This is a genomic window from Planococcus koreensis (genome assembly GCF_004761975.1).
In the GTDB taxonomy this organism is placed as follows: domain Bacteria; phylum Bacillota; class Bacilli; order Bacillales_A; family Planococcaceae; genus Planococcus; species Planococcus koreensis.
The window spans coordinates 23,679-38,924 of the sequence record NZ_RQII01000001.1 but is presented as its reverse complement, the minus strand read 5'-3'; the positions used below and the strand labels follow the sequence as shown (position 1 = coordinate 38,924).

Here is a 15,246-nt window from a genome sequence, read left to right as displayed (position 1 = left end):
TTTTTGCGGTAACGGTCACGGAAAGTGTTCATGCAGATTGTCGTCAGCCAAGCTTTTACGTGGTCGACATCTTTAATCGATGATTCATAGCGCACGACTTTCAGCCACACCTCTTGCATCAAATCTTCCGCCTCAGCTTTATTGCGCGTCAATTTCAGGCATAAATGATAGATATAGCGATTGTATTCCGCATAGACATTTTCCATGATCGTTTCCTCCATCCGTTTACTTACCGGTTCCTGTTTTTTCTTGTTAAGCTTATTGTGCCGCACCGCAACCTTTCCCTCTATCGCATTCACTTTCATTTCGCTTACATTTATGTAATGAAGAAAAAAGCAGCGCCTCAGACATCCCGAATCCCGGGTTGCCAGCAGCGCTGCTTTCTCTCTTTCATTTAAAACGATTATTTTTCTTTCCCAACTTTGCGGATATCTGCCAATATCAATGCACCTACAAGGAGCAATCCCAGATAGCCGACAACCGGATAGAACCAGTTGACCAATTGCGTAAAGCCGACAAAGCTTAATCCGAACGCGATGATCCCTGAAACAATCACGAAAATTCTGAAGCGTTTCGTGCCCATTTCAGTGAATCGCGCGGAGAACGACAGCAGCAAACTGACCGCTGTGTTGTAAATCATGGCGAAGATGACGATGGCCATGACAATGCCCAGAAATGGTGAAATATTGTCTGCCAAGCGCAGCATCGGCAAATCAGAACCGCCCACAATATCCACTTTCGAGAAAATAGCCAAATAGCTCAGCAAAATCAATACGCCGAAAACGATTCCACCGATCATGCCGCCGCGGGCAGCAATTTTAGAATCTTTTTCCGCACCGCCCATGACCAGTGCCATGGAAGTCGTCAATGCGATCGACAACGAAACGTAATTGATCGCCGAAATGAACCAATTCGGTGCTGCTGATAATTGCTCTTTCGCGACCGGATCGAGTTCAGTAAAGCTGGCATCCATCGTCAGCAAACTGTACGCCGCTATCCCGACAACCATCAAAATAAGGAATGGCGTGACACTGCCGATGATTGTAATGACTTTTTTAACATTCAACATGATGGTCAGGATGACGATCACCGTCATTACTGCCCGGCCAAATGCCGGAGCCAAACCGAATTGCTGGGAGAATATTGAACCTGCTCCCGCTATCATGACAACTAAAATGCCGAATAATGTGAGGATCAGGGTGTAATCGATGATCCGTCCAAGCACTTTGCCGCCGATTTTGTAAACGACTTCCTCGTGGGAGACTGTTTGCAGCCTGCTTCCGAGCCCCGTTAGAACCTTCCCCAGGTAGCCGAATAATACAGCTGCCAGTGCTACCCCTGCCAATCCCCAATAACCGAAACTGGTATAATACTGCAGAATTTCCTGACCGGAGGCAAAACCTGCGCCGACCACAATTCCGATAAATGCACTTGCGATTTTTAAACTTTTCTTCATCCTATTCTCCTTCCGTTTTAAAGACATTCCAGCCGCACGTTAAACTTAGCTCTTATATCCTTTACCTTTAGAAATCAACGATAAACAATATATCGGCGATTAACTTGAAAATCGGGCTTTCTTCGTCTATAAATCCCAGTGAATCCCTATTTTCAGGCAATAGAAAAGAACCCCTCGGCGAATTATCGGATTCGCCCGGGGGTTCTCAGCTAGCTTTATAGTGAGTTGGCCACTAATTCTTCATCAACGTTTTTTGTAATCGTCAAACGCATGATGCGGTTGCGGTCCATTTCATTAATTTTGACGTGAAGGTTTTCATACGTAAACTCTTCGCCTTCTTCCGGTACATGCCCGAGCTGCTGCATGACAAAACCGGCAATCGTATCGTGGTCATTCGGCACTTCAACATGGAACATTTCATTGACGTCTTCGATTTCGAGGCGCCCATGGCACGTTAGTTGAGTGTCAGTCATTTCGAAGACCAGTTCGTCTTCTTCTTCGTCCGTTTCATCTTCAATGTCCTGTCCGATCATTTCTTCGATGATGTCTTCGTGAGTGACGATGCCGAGTGTGCCGCCATATTCATCAAGAATGACAGCCATGTGCTTTTTCTTCGCCATCATCATTTTAAAGACTTTTTCCACACTGACCGACTGAACAACGAATAACGGATTATCATCCATCAACTCTGCCAGCGTCAGGTTCGGGTTCATTGACCATTCGATCAATTTCTTTGATAAAAACAAGCCAACGATATTGTCGAGGCTTTCTTCGTAGACCGGATAGCGCGTATACGAGGAATCCAAGATTAAATCACGCACTTCTTCATACGTCGAATCGATCGGGATGCCTACCGTATCCGTACGGTGGGTTGACATGACGTCTGAAACGTCCTTATGCGGAAAATCAAGCACACCTTTGATGCGCTCGGATTCATCTTCTTCAAACGTTCCTTCCGTCGAAGCGATGTCGACCATTGTCCGCAATTCCTCTTTGGTCATCGTCGCTTCTTTAACGGTGCCTTTTGAAATGATGCGGATAAAGATATTCGTGAATTGCGCCAAAATCCATGTCAGCGGCTTGAAAATGACAACGAGAAAAGAAATAACCGGGAACACCAAGTATGCGACTTTATCCGAGAAAGTTGCCGCAATTGTCTTCGGCAAGACTTCTCCGAAGATGATCAGCACCAAGGTCAAAATAGCCGTCGCAATTCCGACTTCCCACCCTCTTGTCAAAGCGATTGTCGTCACTAACGTCGGCAGCATAATATTGGCAATGTTATTTCCGATTAATAATGTAGTGATCATACGGTCCGGCTTCGCGATCAATTTTTGCAGCTTTTGTGATCTCACATCACCCTGCTCCGCGCGAAGATGGACCTTCATCCTATTTACAGCTGTCAAAGCCGTTTCGCTTCCCGAGAAGAAGAACGACATCGCCAAAAATAATCCCAATGCAATAAACAAATTTATTTCCTCCAGTGCCTTAAAACACATTTTTTAAACGAGCTATTTCCGTAGCAACAATTATATCACAGCCATTTTCCAAATGTCGAAAACCATATCTTGTATGTTATAATTTTTCCATAATTAAAATTTATGGAATAGAGGGATCATATGAACGCAAAGCAGATTGATCAATATTTTAAAGATTACCGGGAACAGCATCTTGAAGAATTGAAAGCATTTTTGCGCATCCCTTCTGTCAGCTCATTGTCAGAGCACAAAGACGATGTCCGCAAAGGGGCGGAATGGCTGAAAACGTCGATGCAGGAAGCAGGTCTTGAAAACGCGGAAATCTTCGAAACCGATGGCCATCCTGTCGTCTACGCCGACTGGCTCCATGCGGAAGGAAAACCGAATGTTCTTGTATACGGCCATTACGACGTGCAGCCTGTGGATCCATTGAACCTGTGGGAAACGCCGCCATTCGACCCGCATGTTCGGGACAATAAATTATACGCGCGCGGCGCCAGCGACGACAAAGGCCAAACGTTCATGCACGTAAAAGCGGTCGAAGCCTTGCTCAAACTGAATGGCGAATTGCCGGTGAACATCAAATTTATCGTCGAAGGCGAAGAGGAAATCGGCAGCCCGAACCTCCCGAAATATGTGGAACAGAACCTGGAGCAATTGAAAGCCGACTTGATCGTCATTTCCGATACAGGCATGCAAGGTCCGGGGCGTCCGGCTGTATGCTACGGACTGCGCGGGCTTGCCGGCATCCAGATTGATGTCAAAGGGCCAAAAGGCGATTTGCATTCCGGTCTTTACGGCGGGGCTGTACAGAATCCGCTGCATGCCATTGTTGAAATCCTGCAGTCGTTCCGCGATAAAGAAGGCGTCATTCAAGTCGAAGGCTTCTATGACGATGTTCTTGAAGTTTCTGACAAAGAACGCGCTGAATTCGCCGCTCTTGAATTCGATTTGGAGCAGGAAAAGAAAGACCTGGGCATCACAGAAGATTTCGGTGAAAAAGGCTATTCGTTCATCGAGCGCACTTGGATCCGTCCAACGCTCGAAATCAACGGCATCACTGGCGGCTTCTCCGGCGAGGGGATCAAAACCGTGCTGCCTGCCGAAGCAAGTTCTAAAATTACTTGCCGCCTTGTACCCAACCAGGACCCGGATGACATTGTCGCCAAATTGCGTGCGCACGTCGAAGCGCATAAACCAGCGGGCGTCACTGTGAACATTTCAGAATTCGATAAAGGCCAGCCATTCCTGACGCCTTACGACCACCCGGCAATCCAAGCCGCAGGCCGTTCGTACGAAAGGGTCTATAACGTCAAAACCGCTTTTACGCGCATGGGCGGATCCGTGCCGATTGTTGCCGTATTCGACCAAGTCATGGGCTTGCCGGTCGTTTTGATGGGCTTCGGCTTGTCATCTGAAAACTTCCATGCGCCAAACGAACATTTCCATCTTGAAAACTTCGATAAAGGCCTTCGCGTCATCAGCGATTACTTATTCGAAGCTGCAAAACTGTAAGATCAAACCATGGCCTTCCTTATGAACAGGAAGGCCATTTTTTTGACTTTGCCTTTTTTGAATCAATTATCTTTTCCCGGAGGTAAAAATGGCCATTTATTGGATTGCATCGTATTTAATTGGAAATATTCTGACAGCCTGGTGGGTCGGCAAGTGGAAAGGGGTCGACTTGCGAAACGAACTCAGCGGCAACCTGGGCGCACGCAATGCAGGTGCTGTTATCGGCAAAACTGCTTTTTTCCTGACATTCTTTGGCGATGCGGCTAAAGTCGGCATCGTCATCTGGCTTGGCCATTATTTCGATTTCCAAACCTGGATAATTGCAGTTGGCGCGCTCTCAGCCATCTGCGGACATCTCTTCCCTGTCTGGCTAAAAGGACGAGGCGGCAAAGGCATCGCTTCATTTATCGGCGCTGCGCTGATCTTAACACCGTCTTTATTCCTCGTGATGGCTGCAATGTTCGCTGCTTTTTTGCCGTTCGTCAAGAGCGCAACCCTGACCATGCTGTTCAGTTTTCTTGCGTATGCCGTCTCGATGTTCTGGTTCGGCGAGTTTCCCGAGTTCTGGCCGCTCCTGGCTGCCATGGCACTGATTCTCATTAAGCACGTTCCGGACATTAAAGAATCATTCCGAATCAGGTTCAATAAACAATAAATACTATCCATTCACTAATATTAGAATCTACCTAAAACCGCGTATTCACTCGATTCCAAGATAGTACTATGTCCTTAAAGCTATTCATGTTATAGTTTATTTATTCAAAAAACTTTAATGATAGGATGTTATGACACATGAAAAAACCTATTGCTTGGATCCTTGACTCAACAGGATTCGTCACTGAAGAATTCAAAGCCCATCCTGACGTATATATGGTGCCATTGAACATCCATTTCGGCCAAGAAGAATTCATAGACGATGGCGTCGATTTAACGAATAAAGAATTGTATGCGCGCATTAAAAGCTCTGCTGAATTTCCAAAGACATCCCAGCCTTCTGCCGGCAAATTCGCCGAACTCTATGAAAAGCTGAAAGAAGAATACGAATGCGCAATTGCCGTCCACGCTTCTGCTAAATTGAGCGGCACGATTGCATCGTCTACGGCGGCTGCCGAAATGACCAGCTTTAAAGTCTATGCAATCGACTCGCTGGCATTGTCTTATGGCTTGTCCGGTTTGATTGACCGCGGCCTTGTGTTGCAGAAGCAAGGCATGGAGGCTGAGGAAATTGCCGAGCGCCTGCAAAAAGAGGTACATGACCTGCGCAATTACATTTTGATCGGCAACCTGTCCCAATTATACAAAGGCGGCCGCATGAGCGGAGCCCAGTATTATATCGGCAGCCTGCTGAAAGTGAAGCCGATCGTCCAATTGAGCGCGGAAGGCGAATTGGTGCCGATCGACAAAGTCCGCTCCCATAAAAAAGCGGTCCAATATCTGCTGGACCGTGTAAAAGAAGACCATGAAAAATACGGCACCGACACGTTCCAGATCATGCACGGCAATGTGCTGGACGAAGCCGAAAGCCTGAAACAGGACATCCTGAAAATTGTGCCCGGAGCCAAAATCCTAGTCGGAGACCTAAGCTCATCGCTTGCAGTGCATGCAGGTGAGGGAACCATCGCCCTGCTTTGGAGAAAGCCGCCACAGAACTAATTGAAAGCCCCGGGCATGAAAAATGTCTGGGGCTTTTTTCCACCTTACCGACGGCTATTTTGTGAAAATTCTGCTACAATGGAATTACCATTTACAATGATCGCTGAAGGTGAGGTGGATTCAATGCAACATATGGAACGTGAAATTACGGAACATGTCATGCTATGTGATGCAAAAGGACAATTAAATCCGAATGCGATAGGTTTTGCACGCCAGCCACTGGTAGTCAGCAATCTCCGTGGCAATTTCATGCGCAAGAAAAAATGGAATTACTGGTGTGTTTTCGGTGAAGAAGTGATGTTTTCAGCTACAATCTGCCATTTGGATTACTCGACGGTGTGCTTTGTCTATTTCCTGAATTACGAAACGCAGCGTTTTTATGAGAAAACTGTCATTATGCCCTTCACCCGCCAAATTAAATTGCCCAATCAAGTTCTTGATACCAGCCACTTCCGCCATGAAGAGATGAATATAAAGTTTGAATATGAGCAAAATGAAACCTGCATTTCAGTAGAAGTGGAAGACTTCGATGGAGAGCCGCTGGAAGCTTCATTGCGGATCCGCCACCCCGAAAACCACGATTCACTTAATGTAGTGATCCCTTGGAACCGCCAGACTTTCCAATTCACAGGCAAGCACCTGTCCCTTCCTGCTACCGGTTCGGTCAAGCTTGGCAACCGGACCTATAAAATGGATCCGGGCGACAGTTTTGCAGTCCTCGATTACGGCAGAGGCATCTGGCCGCGGGAGTCCTCATGGAATTGGGGAGTTGCTTCGCAGCGCTCTGACGGTAAAACCATCGGCTTGAATTTCGGGGGCAAATGGACAGACGGCACCGGCATGACCGAAAATGCTTTTTTTGTTGATGGCAAGATGACTAAACTGCACGAAGACGTCCTTTTCCATTACAATAGCGAGAATTACAAAGAGCCCTGGTTTATCCAGAGCAAGTTTTCAGATGACGTTAAACTGACTTTCACGCCGTTTTTCGAGCGAGAATCGAAAACAGACTTGAAGCTGGTAAAATCGGAAATCCATCAAATGATCGGCTATTTCAATGGCTATGTCCGTTACCCTGACGGCCGGAAATTGAAAATCTCCCAAATCCTCGGAGCCGTCGAGGAGCATTTCGCGAAATGGTGAAGCCTGCAACTGCATGATGATTGCACAAAGCACCTAATATGAATAATAAAAACAGGACCCGGCGCAGTTTGCACCGGGTCCTGTTTTTGTTGAGAAAGGTAAATCATTTTTCTGATGGAGTCGATATTCCGCAAAACAGCTCCGCTTGCCGCGGGCGAGCACCAAGTCTCCTCAGTCGCTGCGCTCCCTGCGGTGTCTCGGCTGTCTCGTCGCTTCTCTGCCCCGCAGGCAAGACTTACCCGAAGCCTGCGAGGGCAAGTCTTTGCGACGAAGTGCGTAGCACTGCAGGAGCAGTAAGGTTTTCTCCGCTGTTTTGCTCCATATCTAGAGAACAGGAAAGAAACTGCAAAAAGTATATCTTTTGTGTTCTTCAGTAAAAGAAATGACTCTCTATTTAGAAATACCTTTGAATGAAGCGGAAGGCGGCGACTCCAGCGGGGACAGCACGAGCTGAAGACCCTGGACTGAGCAGAGCGAGGGAAGCGGCTGAAGCCGTGCCCGCGGAACGCGTCCACCTGAAGCGAAATGCATAACCAACATCTAAGTTTCTCGACAACATGAAAGGACCCGGCGCAGTTTGCACCGGGTCCTGTTTTTGATATCATTTCAACTTTTCAAGCATACGTTCCGGGTAATCCGTGAAAATGCCATGAATGCCGATTTGCTGCAATTGTTCGGCGTATTCAATGGTATTGACGGTATACACGTAGACAATCGACCCTTTTCTTAAAGCATCGCTCGTCATTTTCCGGAATGCAGCCGGCAGCGAGACATGGATTTGTTTGGTTCCGATGACCCGGGCATAATCGTAAACATCCACGTAAATCTGGGAAGTCAGTATTGCCGACTTCACTTCCGTTTCACGGCAGATATGGAGGACGTCTTCGTGGTTGAACGAAGACAGCAGCAGCCTGTCCATCAGCCCCCGCTTGTTGGCGAGGTTGATGACTTTATCTACGAGCGTATCGTATGGAAAAACATCCGATTTGATCTCGATATTCAGTCGATGAGGCGTGTCTTCGAAAATTTCAAATACCTCATCAAGTGTCGGGATGCGTTCGCCGCTCCACTCTTCCGAGAACCAAGAACCTGCATCGTATTCCTGCAATTCGTCCATTGTCATGTCTTTCACATAGCCTTTGCCGTCAGTTGTCCGATTGATTCTTTCATCATGGATGACAGCAATCTCCCCATCTTTAGTCAAATGCACATCGATTTCTACACCGTCGATAGGCAATGCCGCAGCTGCTTTAAAAGCAGCCAGCGTGTTTTCCGGATGTGTTCCGGAACTTCCTCTATGTGCAAAAATCTTCATCACGTGGCCTCCTAAATTTCCGTCCGAATTTCCCATAGTTCCGGGAAGAAGTATTGGTCGAGCACTTTCTTCAGGTAGTTGACTCCTGATGAGCCGCCTGTACCTTGTTTAAAACCGATGATGCGTTCCACTGTTTTCATGTGGCGGAAGCGCCATTGCTGAAGCCAGTCTTCGATATCGACGAGTTTTTCAGCCAATTGGTATAATTCCCAATGCGTTTCCACATCGCGGTAAACTGTTTTCCACGCCTCTCTGACGCTTTCATCCGATTCATAGACTTTCGTAACGTCACGGTTCAAGACATCAGGATTGATATGGAAACCGCTTCGGGCCAGTTTCTGGATAGCCGCGTCATAAAGGCCGGGTTTGCCGAAAGCTTCCAGCAGCGTTTGATGCAGCGCATCATCTTTTTCGTAGATTTTCAACACATGCTGTGTTTTATAGCCCAAGGCAAATTCAATCATCCGGTATTGATACGACTGAAAACCGCTGGCATTTCCAAGATCTCCGCGGAATTCCATGTATTCTGCTGGCGTCATCGTTGCGAGCACGTCCCAGCCTTGGATGATCTGGGATTGGATTTTCGAAACGCGCGCCAATTGCTTGAAGGCCGGCTGGAGATCATCATTGCCGATATGGTCGATTGCCGAGGTCAATTCATGCAAAATCAGCTTCATCCATAGTTCGGACACTTGATGGATGATGATGAATAGGGTTTCATCGTGATGTCCGCTGACCCCGCCTTGTGCGTTCAGCAATTGGTCCAGATGCAGATATTCCCCATACGTCATGCTTTCTTTGAAATCCGTGCGGATGCTGCTTTCATTTGCAGCTGCAATATTTTGGCCGTTTTTGTAATCGTTCATGGATTGGGCTCCGTCCTGCTCATCTTCAGCTGTCCTCATCTGCTATACCCGCTATGCTCGTATTCCATACCAATTATGCCGCTTCTGCAGCCTTTTTCCAATAGGCCACGGTGTCTACTGCATGGAAGCCGGATTTCCCATAAACTTTCAGTGCATCGTTTTCCGTTTCGACATCCAGCAGGACTTGGCGCTTGCCAACAGCAAATGCATGATGCCTGCACCATAATAAGAAAGCTTTGCCATAGCCTTTTCCTTGCTGTTTCGGATCGACAGCGAATGCCGTCACCCATAAATCCGCGCCTTCCTCAAGAAGTGTCGCAGCAGCCACCATCTTGCCGTCCCGTGCCATCACCCAAACGTTCCGGTCGGGCGACTCGATATTATGCGAAATCACGGATAAGATCCCTTCATCAAATGCCGCCTCTAACAGCGCATCGAGTTCTTCCCGTTCGCCGTTATAGGACCGCACCTCCAAATCTTTCGGCAATGCCATCTCCTCCATCGGTTCCGCCGCCATCAGGATTTCCTTGAAATCGAGCCTGTAACTGAGGCTTTCCAGAAATTGTGCAGCTTCCGGCGTTTCAATGGATGCAGCCAATACACTTTCTGCCTGGCGCTGGCTATGGCCATGTTCAATGCCTTCTGCCAATGCGGTGCCAAGCGACATCCGGCGGTAATCGGTGTGCACAAGCACGGACCACTCATAATGATGCAAACCGACGATATCTGCCGAAGAAGCAAATCCTGCTAATTTCCCGTCATCTGTATAAGCAAGAACTGCAAATCCTCGGGCTTCGGGGTTTTGCCATAGCGGTCTATGGAGCACTTGGCTGTAATCTGTTTGAAATAAGGCTAAAAAATCTGAGGCATCCTGAACGGTCTTGCCATCCAACGGAAATGACTCTATTGATAGGGAAATATTCATTTTCCACCATCCCTTCGCTTGATTATTTTCATGGTATCACAAGATTACAGAATTAAACGAACTTTTACCGTTGTGTATCATCGGTTTAAAGGCGCTTTAGATAGGCTATAATGTGTTGATGAATTTATTTTCGGAGGTCAGATTATGGCGAAAGAACGTTTAACGTGGGTGGATGCAGTAAAAGGTTTCTTGATGGTGCTTGTTGTCATCGGACATTATTCAGGGCCGATGCCTGTTGAATCCCCTTTAATCACATATATATATTGGTTCCACATGCCGGCATTTTTCCTTTTGAGCGGCTTGTTCTTTAAACCGATAGCTGACAATAGCCAATTAAAACCGGCAATCCATAAACGCTTCATGCAGCTGATGGTGCCTTATCTATTTTTCCTGCTGTTATTGACGTTCTTTAAATACGGCATGATGATCGGCGATGGCACCCTTACTTCAGCTTTCCTTAGGCAAGACTTGATCGAATTGACTGTCGGCGGACGATTCTTGCGCGGCGAACATGGCGTCTTTTGGTTTGTGACGGTCATGTTCGCGACCTACTTGCTGTTCTTATGGATTACACGCCAAAAGCGCTGGCTGCAGTTCACCATCTTGGCTGCCTGTTATATCGCCGCACAGCTGGAAGGGACATTCGCTATGGGGCTCGCCTCGGAACCCGATGCTGCCTCTGCCCAGATTCCAATGATCTGGAACTTGGACGTTGTGCTTATTGCCGTTGTCTATTTTGCAATCGGCTATTATTTCAAGGCATTTTGGATGAATATCCCGAAAGCTGCAATTGGCATCGCCGCGGCAATCGCTGCTTTGGCGATGGCTGCAGATGGCATCGGATTTATCAATTACCATTAAGCCTGAAGTTTTTGCGCTACGACCATTTCTTGCTGGATCTCATCATACCGATTGCGATGACCGCTTTAATCGTCGGCATCTTCCAGCAGATGACAGCCATCAAACGGCTGCCTTGGTTTGAGAAAATCGAGAAACATTCAATTTCTATCATGTATTTGCACATCTTCATCGGTTTTGTTGTCAAAGACATGCTCCCTTATAATATTTTGACCTATACATTAGCGGGGTTATTCGTGCCGATTGTCTTGTCCATCTTGATTCCCAAGACGATTCCGCTCGGCGAAATCCTCATCGGCCGTTTCAATCCACGCAAACATATGCACCTGAGCTAAAAAAGAGACAGAATGGCAGGTACGCTGCATTCTGTCTCTTTTGTGTCAGGAATGATTTTTACTGTACGGTTACAGCTTCGCATCCGCGAGCATTGCCGTGTACACTCCGCCCTTATCGATCAAGTCCTGCTGTTTGCCGAACTCGACCAATTCCCCCATCTCCATCACCAGCACCAAATCAGCCTGCCGCACTGTATTCAAGCGGTGTGCAATGACGAAACTGGTACGGCCTGACATGAGATGCTCAAGCGCTTCCTGTATTTTCAGCTCTGTAACGGTATCGATGCTGCTGGTCGCTTCATCCAATAACAGGATGACAGGATCTGCAATCAGCGCTCTTGCAATCGACAGCAATTGCTTCTGCCCTTGGCTGATCATCGAGCCGTCGCCTTTCAACACCGTGTCGTAGCCGAACGGCAATGCCTCGATAAAGTCATGGGCATTGCTCCTTTTCGCAGCCTCGACTACTTCGTCGTCGCTGGCATCGAGGCGGCCATAGCGAATATTCTCCCGCACCGTTTCCTCGAAAAGGAATGGGTCTTGCAGCACAAAAGCGATTTGTTTGCGCAGCGTCTCCCGCGGCATCGCTTCGATCGGTGTGCCATCAAGGCGAATCTGCCCTTCCGCTGCGTCATAGAAGCGGGCAAGCAATTGCATGATCGTCGTTTTCCCTGCACCCGTTGCTCCGACTAATGCGGCAGTCTGGCCAACGCCTACGGCAAAACTCACATTGCGGATTGTCCAATCCTCTTCTGCGCCTTCGTATTTGAAGGACACGTCGTCAAATTCGACCATCCCGTGCAATTTCTTATCTACATTCAATACGATTTCGTCTTTTTCTTCCGTTTCTCCCATGATTGAAAATACCCGCTCCGCACCCGCAATAGCTGATAGGACAGTATTAAACTGATTCGCCAGGTCGTTGAGCGGACGCGTAAACTGGCGTGCATACTCGGTAAAGATGACAATGACGCCGATGGAAATCGATCCGTTCAGCGCAAGAATTCCGCCGACGCCTGCGACAATCGCAAAACTGCCGTTGTTCAAAAAGTTCATCACTTTCGGAATGAAGCCCGCAAAAGTCCATGCCCAAAAGCCTGTACGGCGAAGATTCTCACTTTTCACGAGAAACTCCTCCATTACGCGTGGCTCCTGTGAAAAGGCTTTGACGATTTTCTGCCCCGAAATCGATTCCTCGATCAAGCCGTTCAATTCGCCGATGGCTTGCTGCTGTTCTTTATAAAGGCGCCCTGTGCGTTTGGTGATCCATTGCATCGCCACATACATCATTGGAATGATGACCAGCGTCAAAACCGTCAGCAGTGGGCTCAGCCACAGCATGATAATGATGGTTCCCGTCAATGTCAGGATGCTCGAAAACACCTGGATGAACGTGCTGTTGAGCGTCGTCGAGACGTTCTCGATGTCATTCGTCATGCGGCTCATCAACTCGCCATGCTGGCGTTTGTCGAAGAATGATACCGGCAAGCGTTGAAGATGCTCAAACAGCCTCGTGCGCATCCGGTAAATCACCGCTTGGGCAATCCCGACCATCCAATAGTTTTGCAGGTATAACGAAACAGAATGCCCGATATAAACGGCAATGAGCCAGAAGATGACCGTTCCCATCCCGCTGAACGTTTGGGGGACGATGAATTCATCAATGATATAACCGATCAGGTAAGGGCCAAGCAGCGCCAAAGCTGAACTGACGAACACCAAGGCAAGCACGGTCATTAATAGCAAACGGTGTTCATCCACCAGTTTCCAGATGCGCAGCAGCGTGGATTGCCAATTCTCCGCCCGCTCGCTTTTTTTGCTGTCTTTCTTTTTTAAGTCTTCTTTCCGGATTACCGGTTCGTAGCCGAATGGACGGCGAATTGCATCAAACATACTCGTCCACCTCCTGTTCCTGCTGTGAAAAGGCAATCTGCCGGTAAAGCGAAGACGCCTTCAAGAGCTGTTCGTGTGTTCCATAGGCCGAAATTTCGCCATCCTCCAAAAGCAGGATGCGGTCTGCTTTCATCGCTGTGCGGATTTTTTGTGTAACCATGAGCATCGTCGCATTTTCCCGCTCGAGCTCCTGCCACAGCGCCGCTTCTGTTTTCACATCAAGCGCGCTTGTACTGTCATCCAAGATCAGTACGGATGGTTTGCGTACGAGTGCACGTGCAATCGACAAGCGCTGCTTTTGGCCGCCGGATAAATTAACGCCTTTCTGTCCGACACGCGTATTATAGCCATCCGGAAAACGCATAACGGTATCGTGGATCTGGGCTTTTACCGCGGCATCGGCAAGTTCACTTTGCTCCGACTGCTCTTTTCCCCACGACAAATTGCCTGAAATGGTTCCCGTGAAAAGCATCGATTGCTGCGGCACGATGCCGATGGTTTTTCGCAATGTCCGCAGCTTCCATTTCTGCACGTCGCTGCCGTGGACTTTCACCATGCCATCCGTGGCATCGTAAAAGCGGGGAATGAGCTGCAGGAGGGTCGATTTCCCCGACCCAGTCGCACCCATAATCGCCAGTTTTTCATTTGCCTTTAAACTGAATGAAATGTTTTTCAGCACCAAGCGGTCCGTTCCGGGATAAGCAAACGACACGCCATCGAATTCGACAGCTCCGCGGTGCAGCATATTGTCTTCGCCATGTTCGTCTTTTTCGCGCACGTCTTCCGCAAGCAGCACTTCTTCAATTCGCTCCGAAGAAGATTTCGCACGCGCAAACGCCATAATGATGAATGAGAACATGGAGAAAGCGCCTGTCATGCGCATTGCGTAATTGACGATCGCCACCAATTCACCGATTTCAGCACTGCCTTGCCGAATTTCAAATGCACCGAACCACAGCACTGCCAATAACGACAAGTTCATGCCAAATAAAAGAATCGGCAAAATGATTTCCATGACGCGGAATGCTTTCACGGTATCGATTTTCAGCGAATCGGCTACACCCGAGAAACGGTTCGATTCGTGTTTGCCGCGCAAATAAGCTTTGATCAGCCGGACAGCCTGCAGGTTTTCCTGAACCATCCGGTTAAGCTGGTCGAGCCGCTGCTGGACAAAACTGAAATGGGAAACGCCTTTTTTCACCATAACGTATAAAAACACCGACAGTACCGGGAATACAATCACCAGGTAAACTGCCAGCTGGGCGTTGACGACAAATGCCATGGCGATGCTCCCGATAACGAGCAGCGGCGCGCGAAGCATGATGCGCAAACTCATGAACAGCACCTGCTGGACTAAGTTGACATCGCTGGTCAGCCGCGTGATCAAGCCCGACGCAGGGAAGCGGTTGAACGTTGCCAGCGAAAAAGACTGAATCCGTGCGTAAACGACCTTCCGCAAATCGAACGAAAAGCTTTGCGAGACGTGTGAAGCAAAATAGGAGTTTACGACACCCGATAAAAAGGCGATGGCTGAAAGCCCCATCAAGATGATTCCGTATTCGATGATTTGATTGCGGTCGCCCGCCAGAATGCCGTCGTCGATGATTTTTGCGATGACCAGCGGCTGCAGAAGCTCCACTGTCAGTTCAAGCAGCATAAGAGACAAGGCGATGGCGATTAAAAATTTATATGGTTTGGCGTAAGAAAAAACAGTTTTCACTCGCATAGCCTCCTTGAACATTTCGATACACGAACTTTTATCTTGTTATTATGACATAATTCTCTGACAACAGACAGTATATTTCCTTG

General features: G+C 48.0%; 14 protein-coding genes. 6 read left to right on the top strand and 8 right to left on the bottom strand.

Features of this window, described 5'->3' with window-relative positions; all coding sequences use genetic code 11:
• The 3 genes from EGV91_RS00165 to EGV91_RS00155 form a co-directional block, all read right to left on the bottom strand.
• Window positions 1-206 (bottom strand): RNA polymerase sigma factor (locus EGV91_RS00165; RefSeq protein ID WP_277751523.1); only part of this gene is annotated, 206 nt, incomplete at its 3' end.
• 197 nt (window positions 207-403) lie between these two features.
• Window positions 404-1,456 (bottom strand): YkvI family membrane protein, encoded by a 1,053-nt coding sequence (locus tag EGV91_RS00160; protein WP_135500147.1) that lies wholly within the window; start codon window positions 1,454-1,456, stop codon window positions 404-406.
• 215 nt (window positions 1,457-1,671) lie between these two features.
• On the bottom strand, window positions 1,672-2,925 hold the full coding sequence (locus EGV91_RS00155) for a hemolysin family protein (protein WP_135500146.1): 1,254 nt from the start codon (window positions 2,923-2,925) through the stop codon (window positions 1,672-1,674).
• A gap of 150 nt (window positions 2,926-3,075) precedes the next feature.
• Here EGV91_RS00155 and EGV91_RS00150 point away from each other — a divergent pair, with 150 nt between their 5' ends.
• The 4 genes from EGV91_RS00150 to EGV91_RS00135 all read left to right on the top strand — a co-directional run bounded on the left by EGV91_RS00150 (window position 3,076) and on the right by EGV91_RS00135 (window position 7,245).
• Window positions 3,076-4,449: a dipeptidase gene (locus EGV91_RS00150; RefSeq protein ID WP_135500145.1), complete on the top strand. Its 1,374-nt coding sequence runs from the start codon at window positions 3,076-3,078 to the stop codon at window positions 4,447-4,449.
• A gap of 88 nt (window positions 4,450-4,537) precedes the next feature.
• Window positions 4,538-5,104: a glycerol-3-phosphate acyltransferase gene (locus tag EGV91_RS00145; RefSeq protein WP_135500144.1), complete on the top strand. Its 567-nt coding sequence runs from the start codon at window positions 4,538-4,540 to the stop codon at window positions 5,102-5,104.
• Between the two features lie 137 nt (window positions 5,105-5,241).
• Window positions 5,242-6,102, top strand: coding sequence for a DegV family protein (locus tag EGV91_RS00140; RefSeq protein WP_135500143.1), 861 nt, complete (start codon window positions 5,242-5,244; stop codon window positions 6,100-6,102).
• A 123-nt stretch (window positions 6,103-6,225) separates the two neighbouring features.
• Window positions 6,226-7,245: a DUF2804 domain-containing protein gene (locus tag EGV91_RS00135; RefSeq protein WP_135500142.1), complete on the top strand. Its 1,020-nt coding sequence runs from the start codon at window positions 6,226-6,228 to the stop codon at window positions 7,243-7,245.
• 601 nt (window positions 7,246-7,846) lie between these two features.
• On the opposite strand, the gene EGV91_RS00130 is transcribed toward EGV91_RS00135, so the two are convergent.
• From EGV91_RS00130 to EGV91_RS00120, 3 genes are all read right to left on the bottom strand, one after another.
• Window positions 7,847-8,560: a glycerophosphodiester phosphodiesterase family protein gene (locus EGV91_RS00130; protein WP_135500141.1), complete on the bottom strand. Its 714-nt coding sequence runs from the start codon at window positions 8,558-8,560 to the stop codon at window positions 7,847-7,849.
• A gap of 11 nt (window positions 8,561-8,571) precedes the next feature.
• Entirely contained in the window at window positions 8,572-9,426 is an 855-nt protein-coding gene (gene kynA / locus EGV91_RS00125) for a tryptophan 2,3-dioxygenase (protein ID WP_135500151.1), read from the bottom strand.
• 73 nt (window positions 9,427-9,499) lie between these two features.
• The gene (locus EGV91_RS00120; protein ID WP_135500140.1) at window positions 9,500-10,351 is read right to left on the bottom strand and encodes a GNAT family N-acetyltransferase; all 852 of its coding nucleotides are present in this window, start codon (window positions 10,349-10,351) and stop codon (window positions 9,500-9,502) included.
• Between the two features lie 144 nt (window positions 10,352-10,495).
• Between EGV91_RS00120 and EGV91_RS00115 the strand changes: the two genes are divergently transcribed.
• On the top strand, window positions 10,496-11,212 hold the full coding sequence (locus EGV91_RS00115; RefSeq protein ID WP_241666074.1) for an acyltransferase family protein: 717 nt from the start codon (window positions 10,496-10,498) through the stop codon (window positions 11,210-11,212).
• An 11-nt stretch (window positions 11,213-11,223) separates the two neighbouring features.
• On the top strand, window positions 11,224-11,544 hold the full coding sequence (locus EGV91_RS17295; RefSeq protein WP_241666073.1) for a hypothetical protein: 321 nt from the start codon (window positions 11,224-11,226) through the stop codon (window positions 11,542-11,544).
• Window positions 11,545-11,613: 69 nt separating this feature from the next.
• Here the strand turns inward: EGV91_RS17295 and EGV91_RS00110 are convergent, their stop codons facing one another.
• Together EGV91_RS00110 and EGV91_RS00105 are read right to left on the bottom strand one after the other, a co-directional pair.
• Window positions 11,614-13,437, bottom strand: a complete 1,824-nt coding sequence (locus tag EGV91_RS00110; protein ID WP_135500139.1) for an ABC transporter ATP-binding protein — start codon at window positions 13,435-13,437, stop codon at window positions 11,614-11,616.
• Window positions 13,430-15,157, bottom strand: a complete 1,728-nt coding sequence (locus EGV91_RS00105; RefSeq protein WP_135500138.1) for an ABC transporter ATP-binding protein — start codon at window positions 15,155-15,157, stop codon at window positions 13,430-13,432. Before EGV91_RS00105 ends, EGV91_RS00110 begins: the two co-directional genes overlap by 8 nt.
• Window positions 15,158-15,246: the final 89 nt, after the last annotated feature.

What these genes read in the sequence shown, in the direction of transcription:
- EGV91_RS00160 (WP_135500147.1), bottom strand. Translation starts at nt 1,456, where the DNA reads ATGAAGAAAAGTTTAAAAATCGCAAGTGCATTTATCGGAATTGTGGTC.
- EGV91_RS00150 (WP_135500145.1), top strand. Translation starts at nt 3,076, where the DNA reads ATGAACGCAAAGCAGATTGATCAATATTTTAAAGATTACCGGGAACAG.
- EGV91_RS00145 (WP_135500144.1), top strand. Translation starts at nt 4,538, where the DNA reads ATGGCCATTTATTGGATTGCATCGTATTTAATTGGAAATATTCTGACA.
- EGV91_RS00140 (WP_135500143.1), top strand. Translation starts at nt 5,242, where the DNA reads ATGAAAAAACCTATTGCTTGGATCCTTGACTCAACAGGATTCGTCACT.
- EGV91_RS00135 (WP_135500142.1), top strand. Translation starts at nt 6,226, where the DNA reads ATGCAACATATGGAACGTGAAATTACGGAACATGTCATGCTATGTGAT.
- EGV91_RS00130 (WP_135500141.1), bottom strand. Translation starts at nt 8,560, where the DNA reads ATGAAGATTTTTGCACATAGAGGAAGTTCCGGAACACATCCGGAAAAC.
- kynA (WP_135500151.1), bottom strand. Translation starts at nt 9,426, where the DNA reads ATGAACGATTACAAAAACGGCCAAAATATTGCAGCTGCAAATGAAAGC.
- EGV91_RS00120 (WP_135500140.1), bottom strand. Translation starts at nt 10,351, where the DNA reads ATGAATATTTCCCTATCAATAGAGTCATTTCCGTTGGATGGCAAGACC.
- EGV91_RS00115 (WP_241666074.1), top strand. Translation starts at nt 10,496, where the DNA reads ATGGCGAAAGAACGTTTAACGTGGGTGGATGCAGTAAAAGGTTTCTTG.
- EGV91_RS00110 (WP_135500139.1), bottom strand. Translation starts at nt 13,437, where the DNA reads ATGTTTGATGCAATTCGCCGTCCATTCGGCTACGAACCGGTAATCCGG.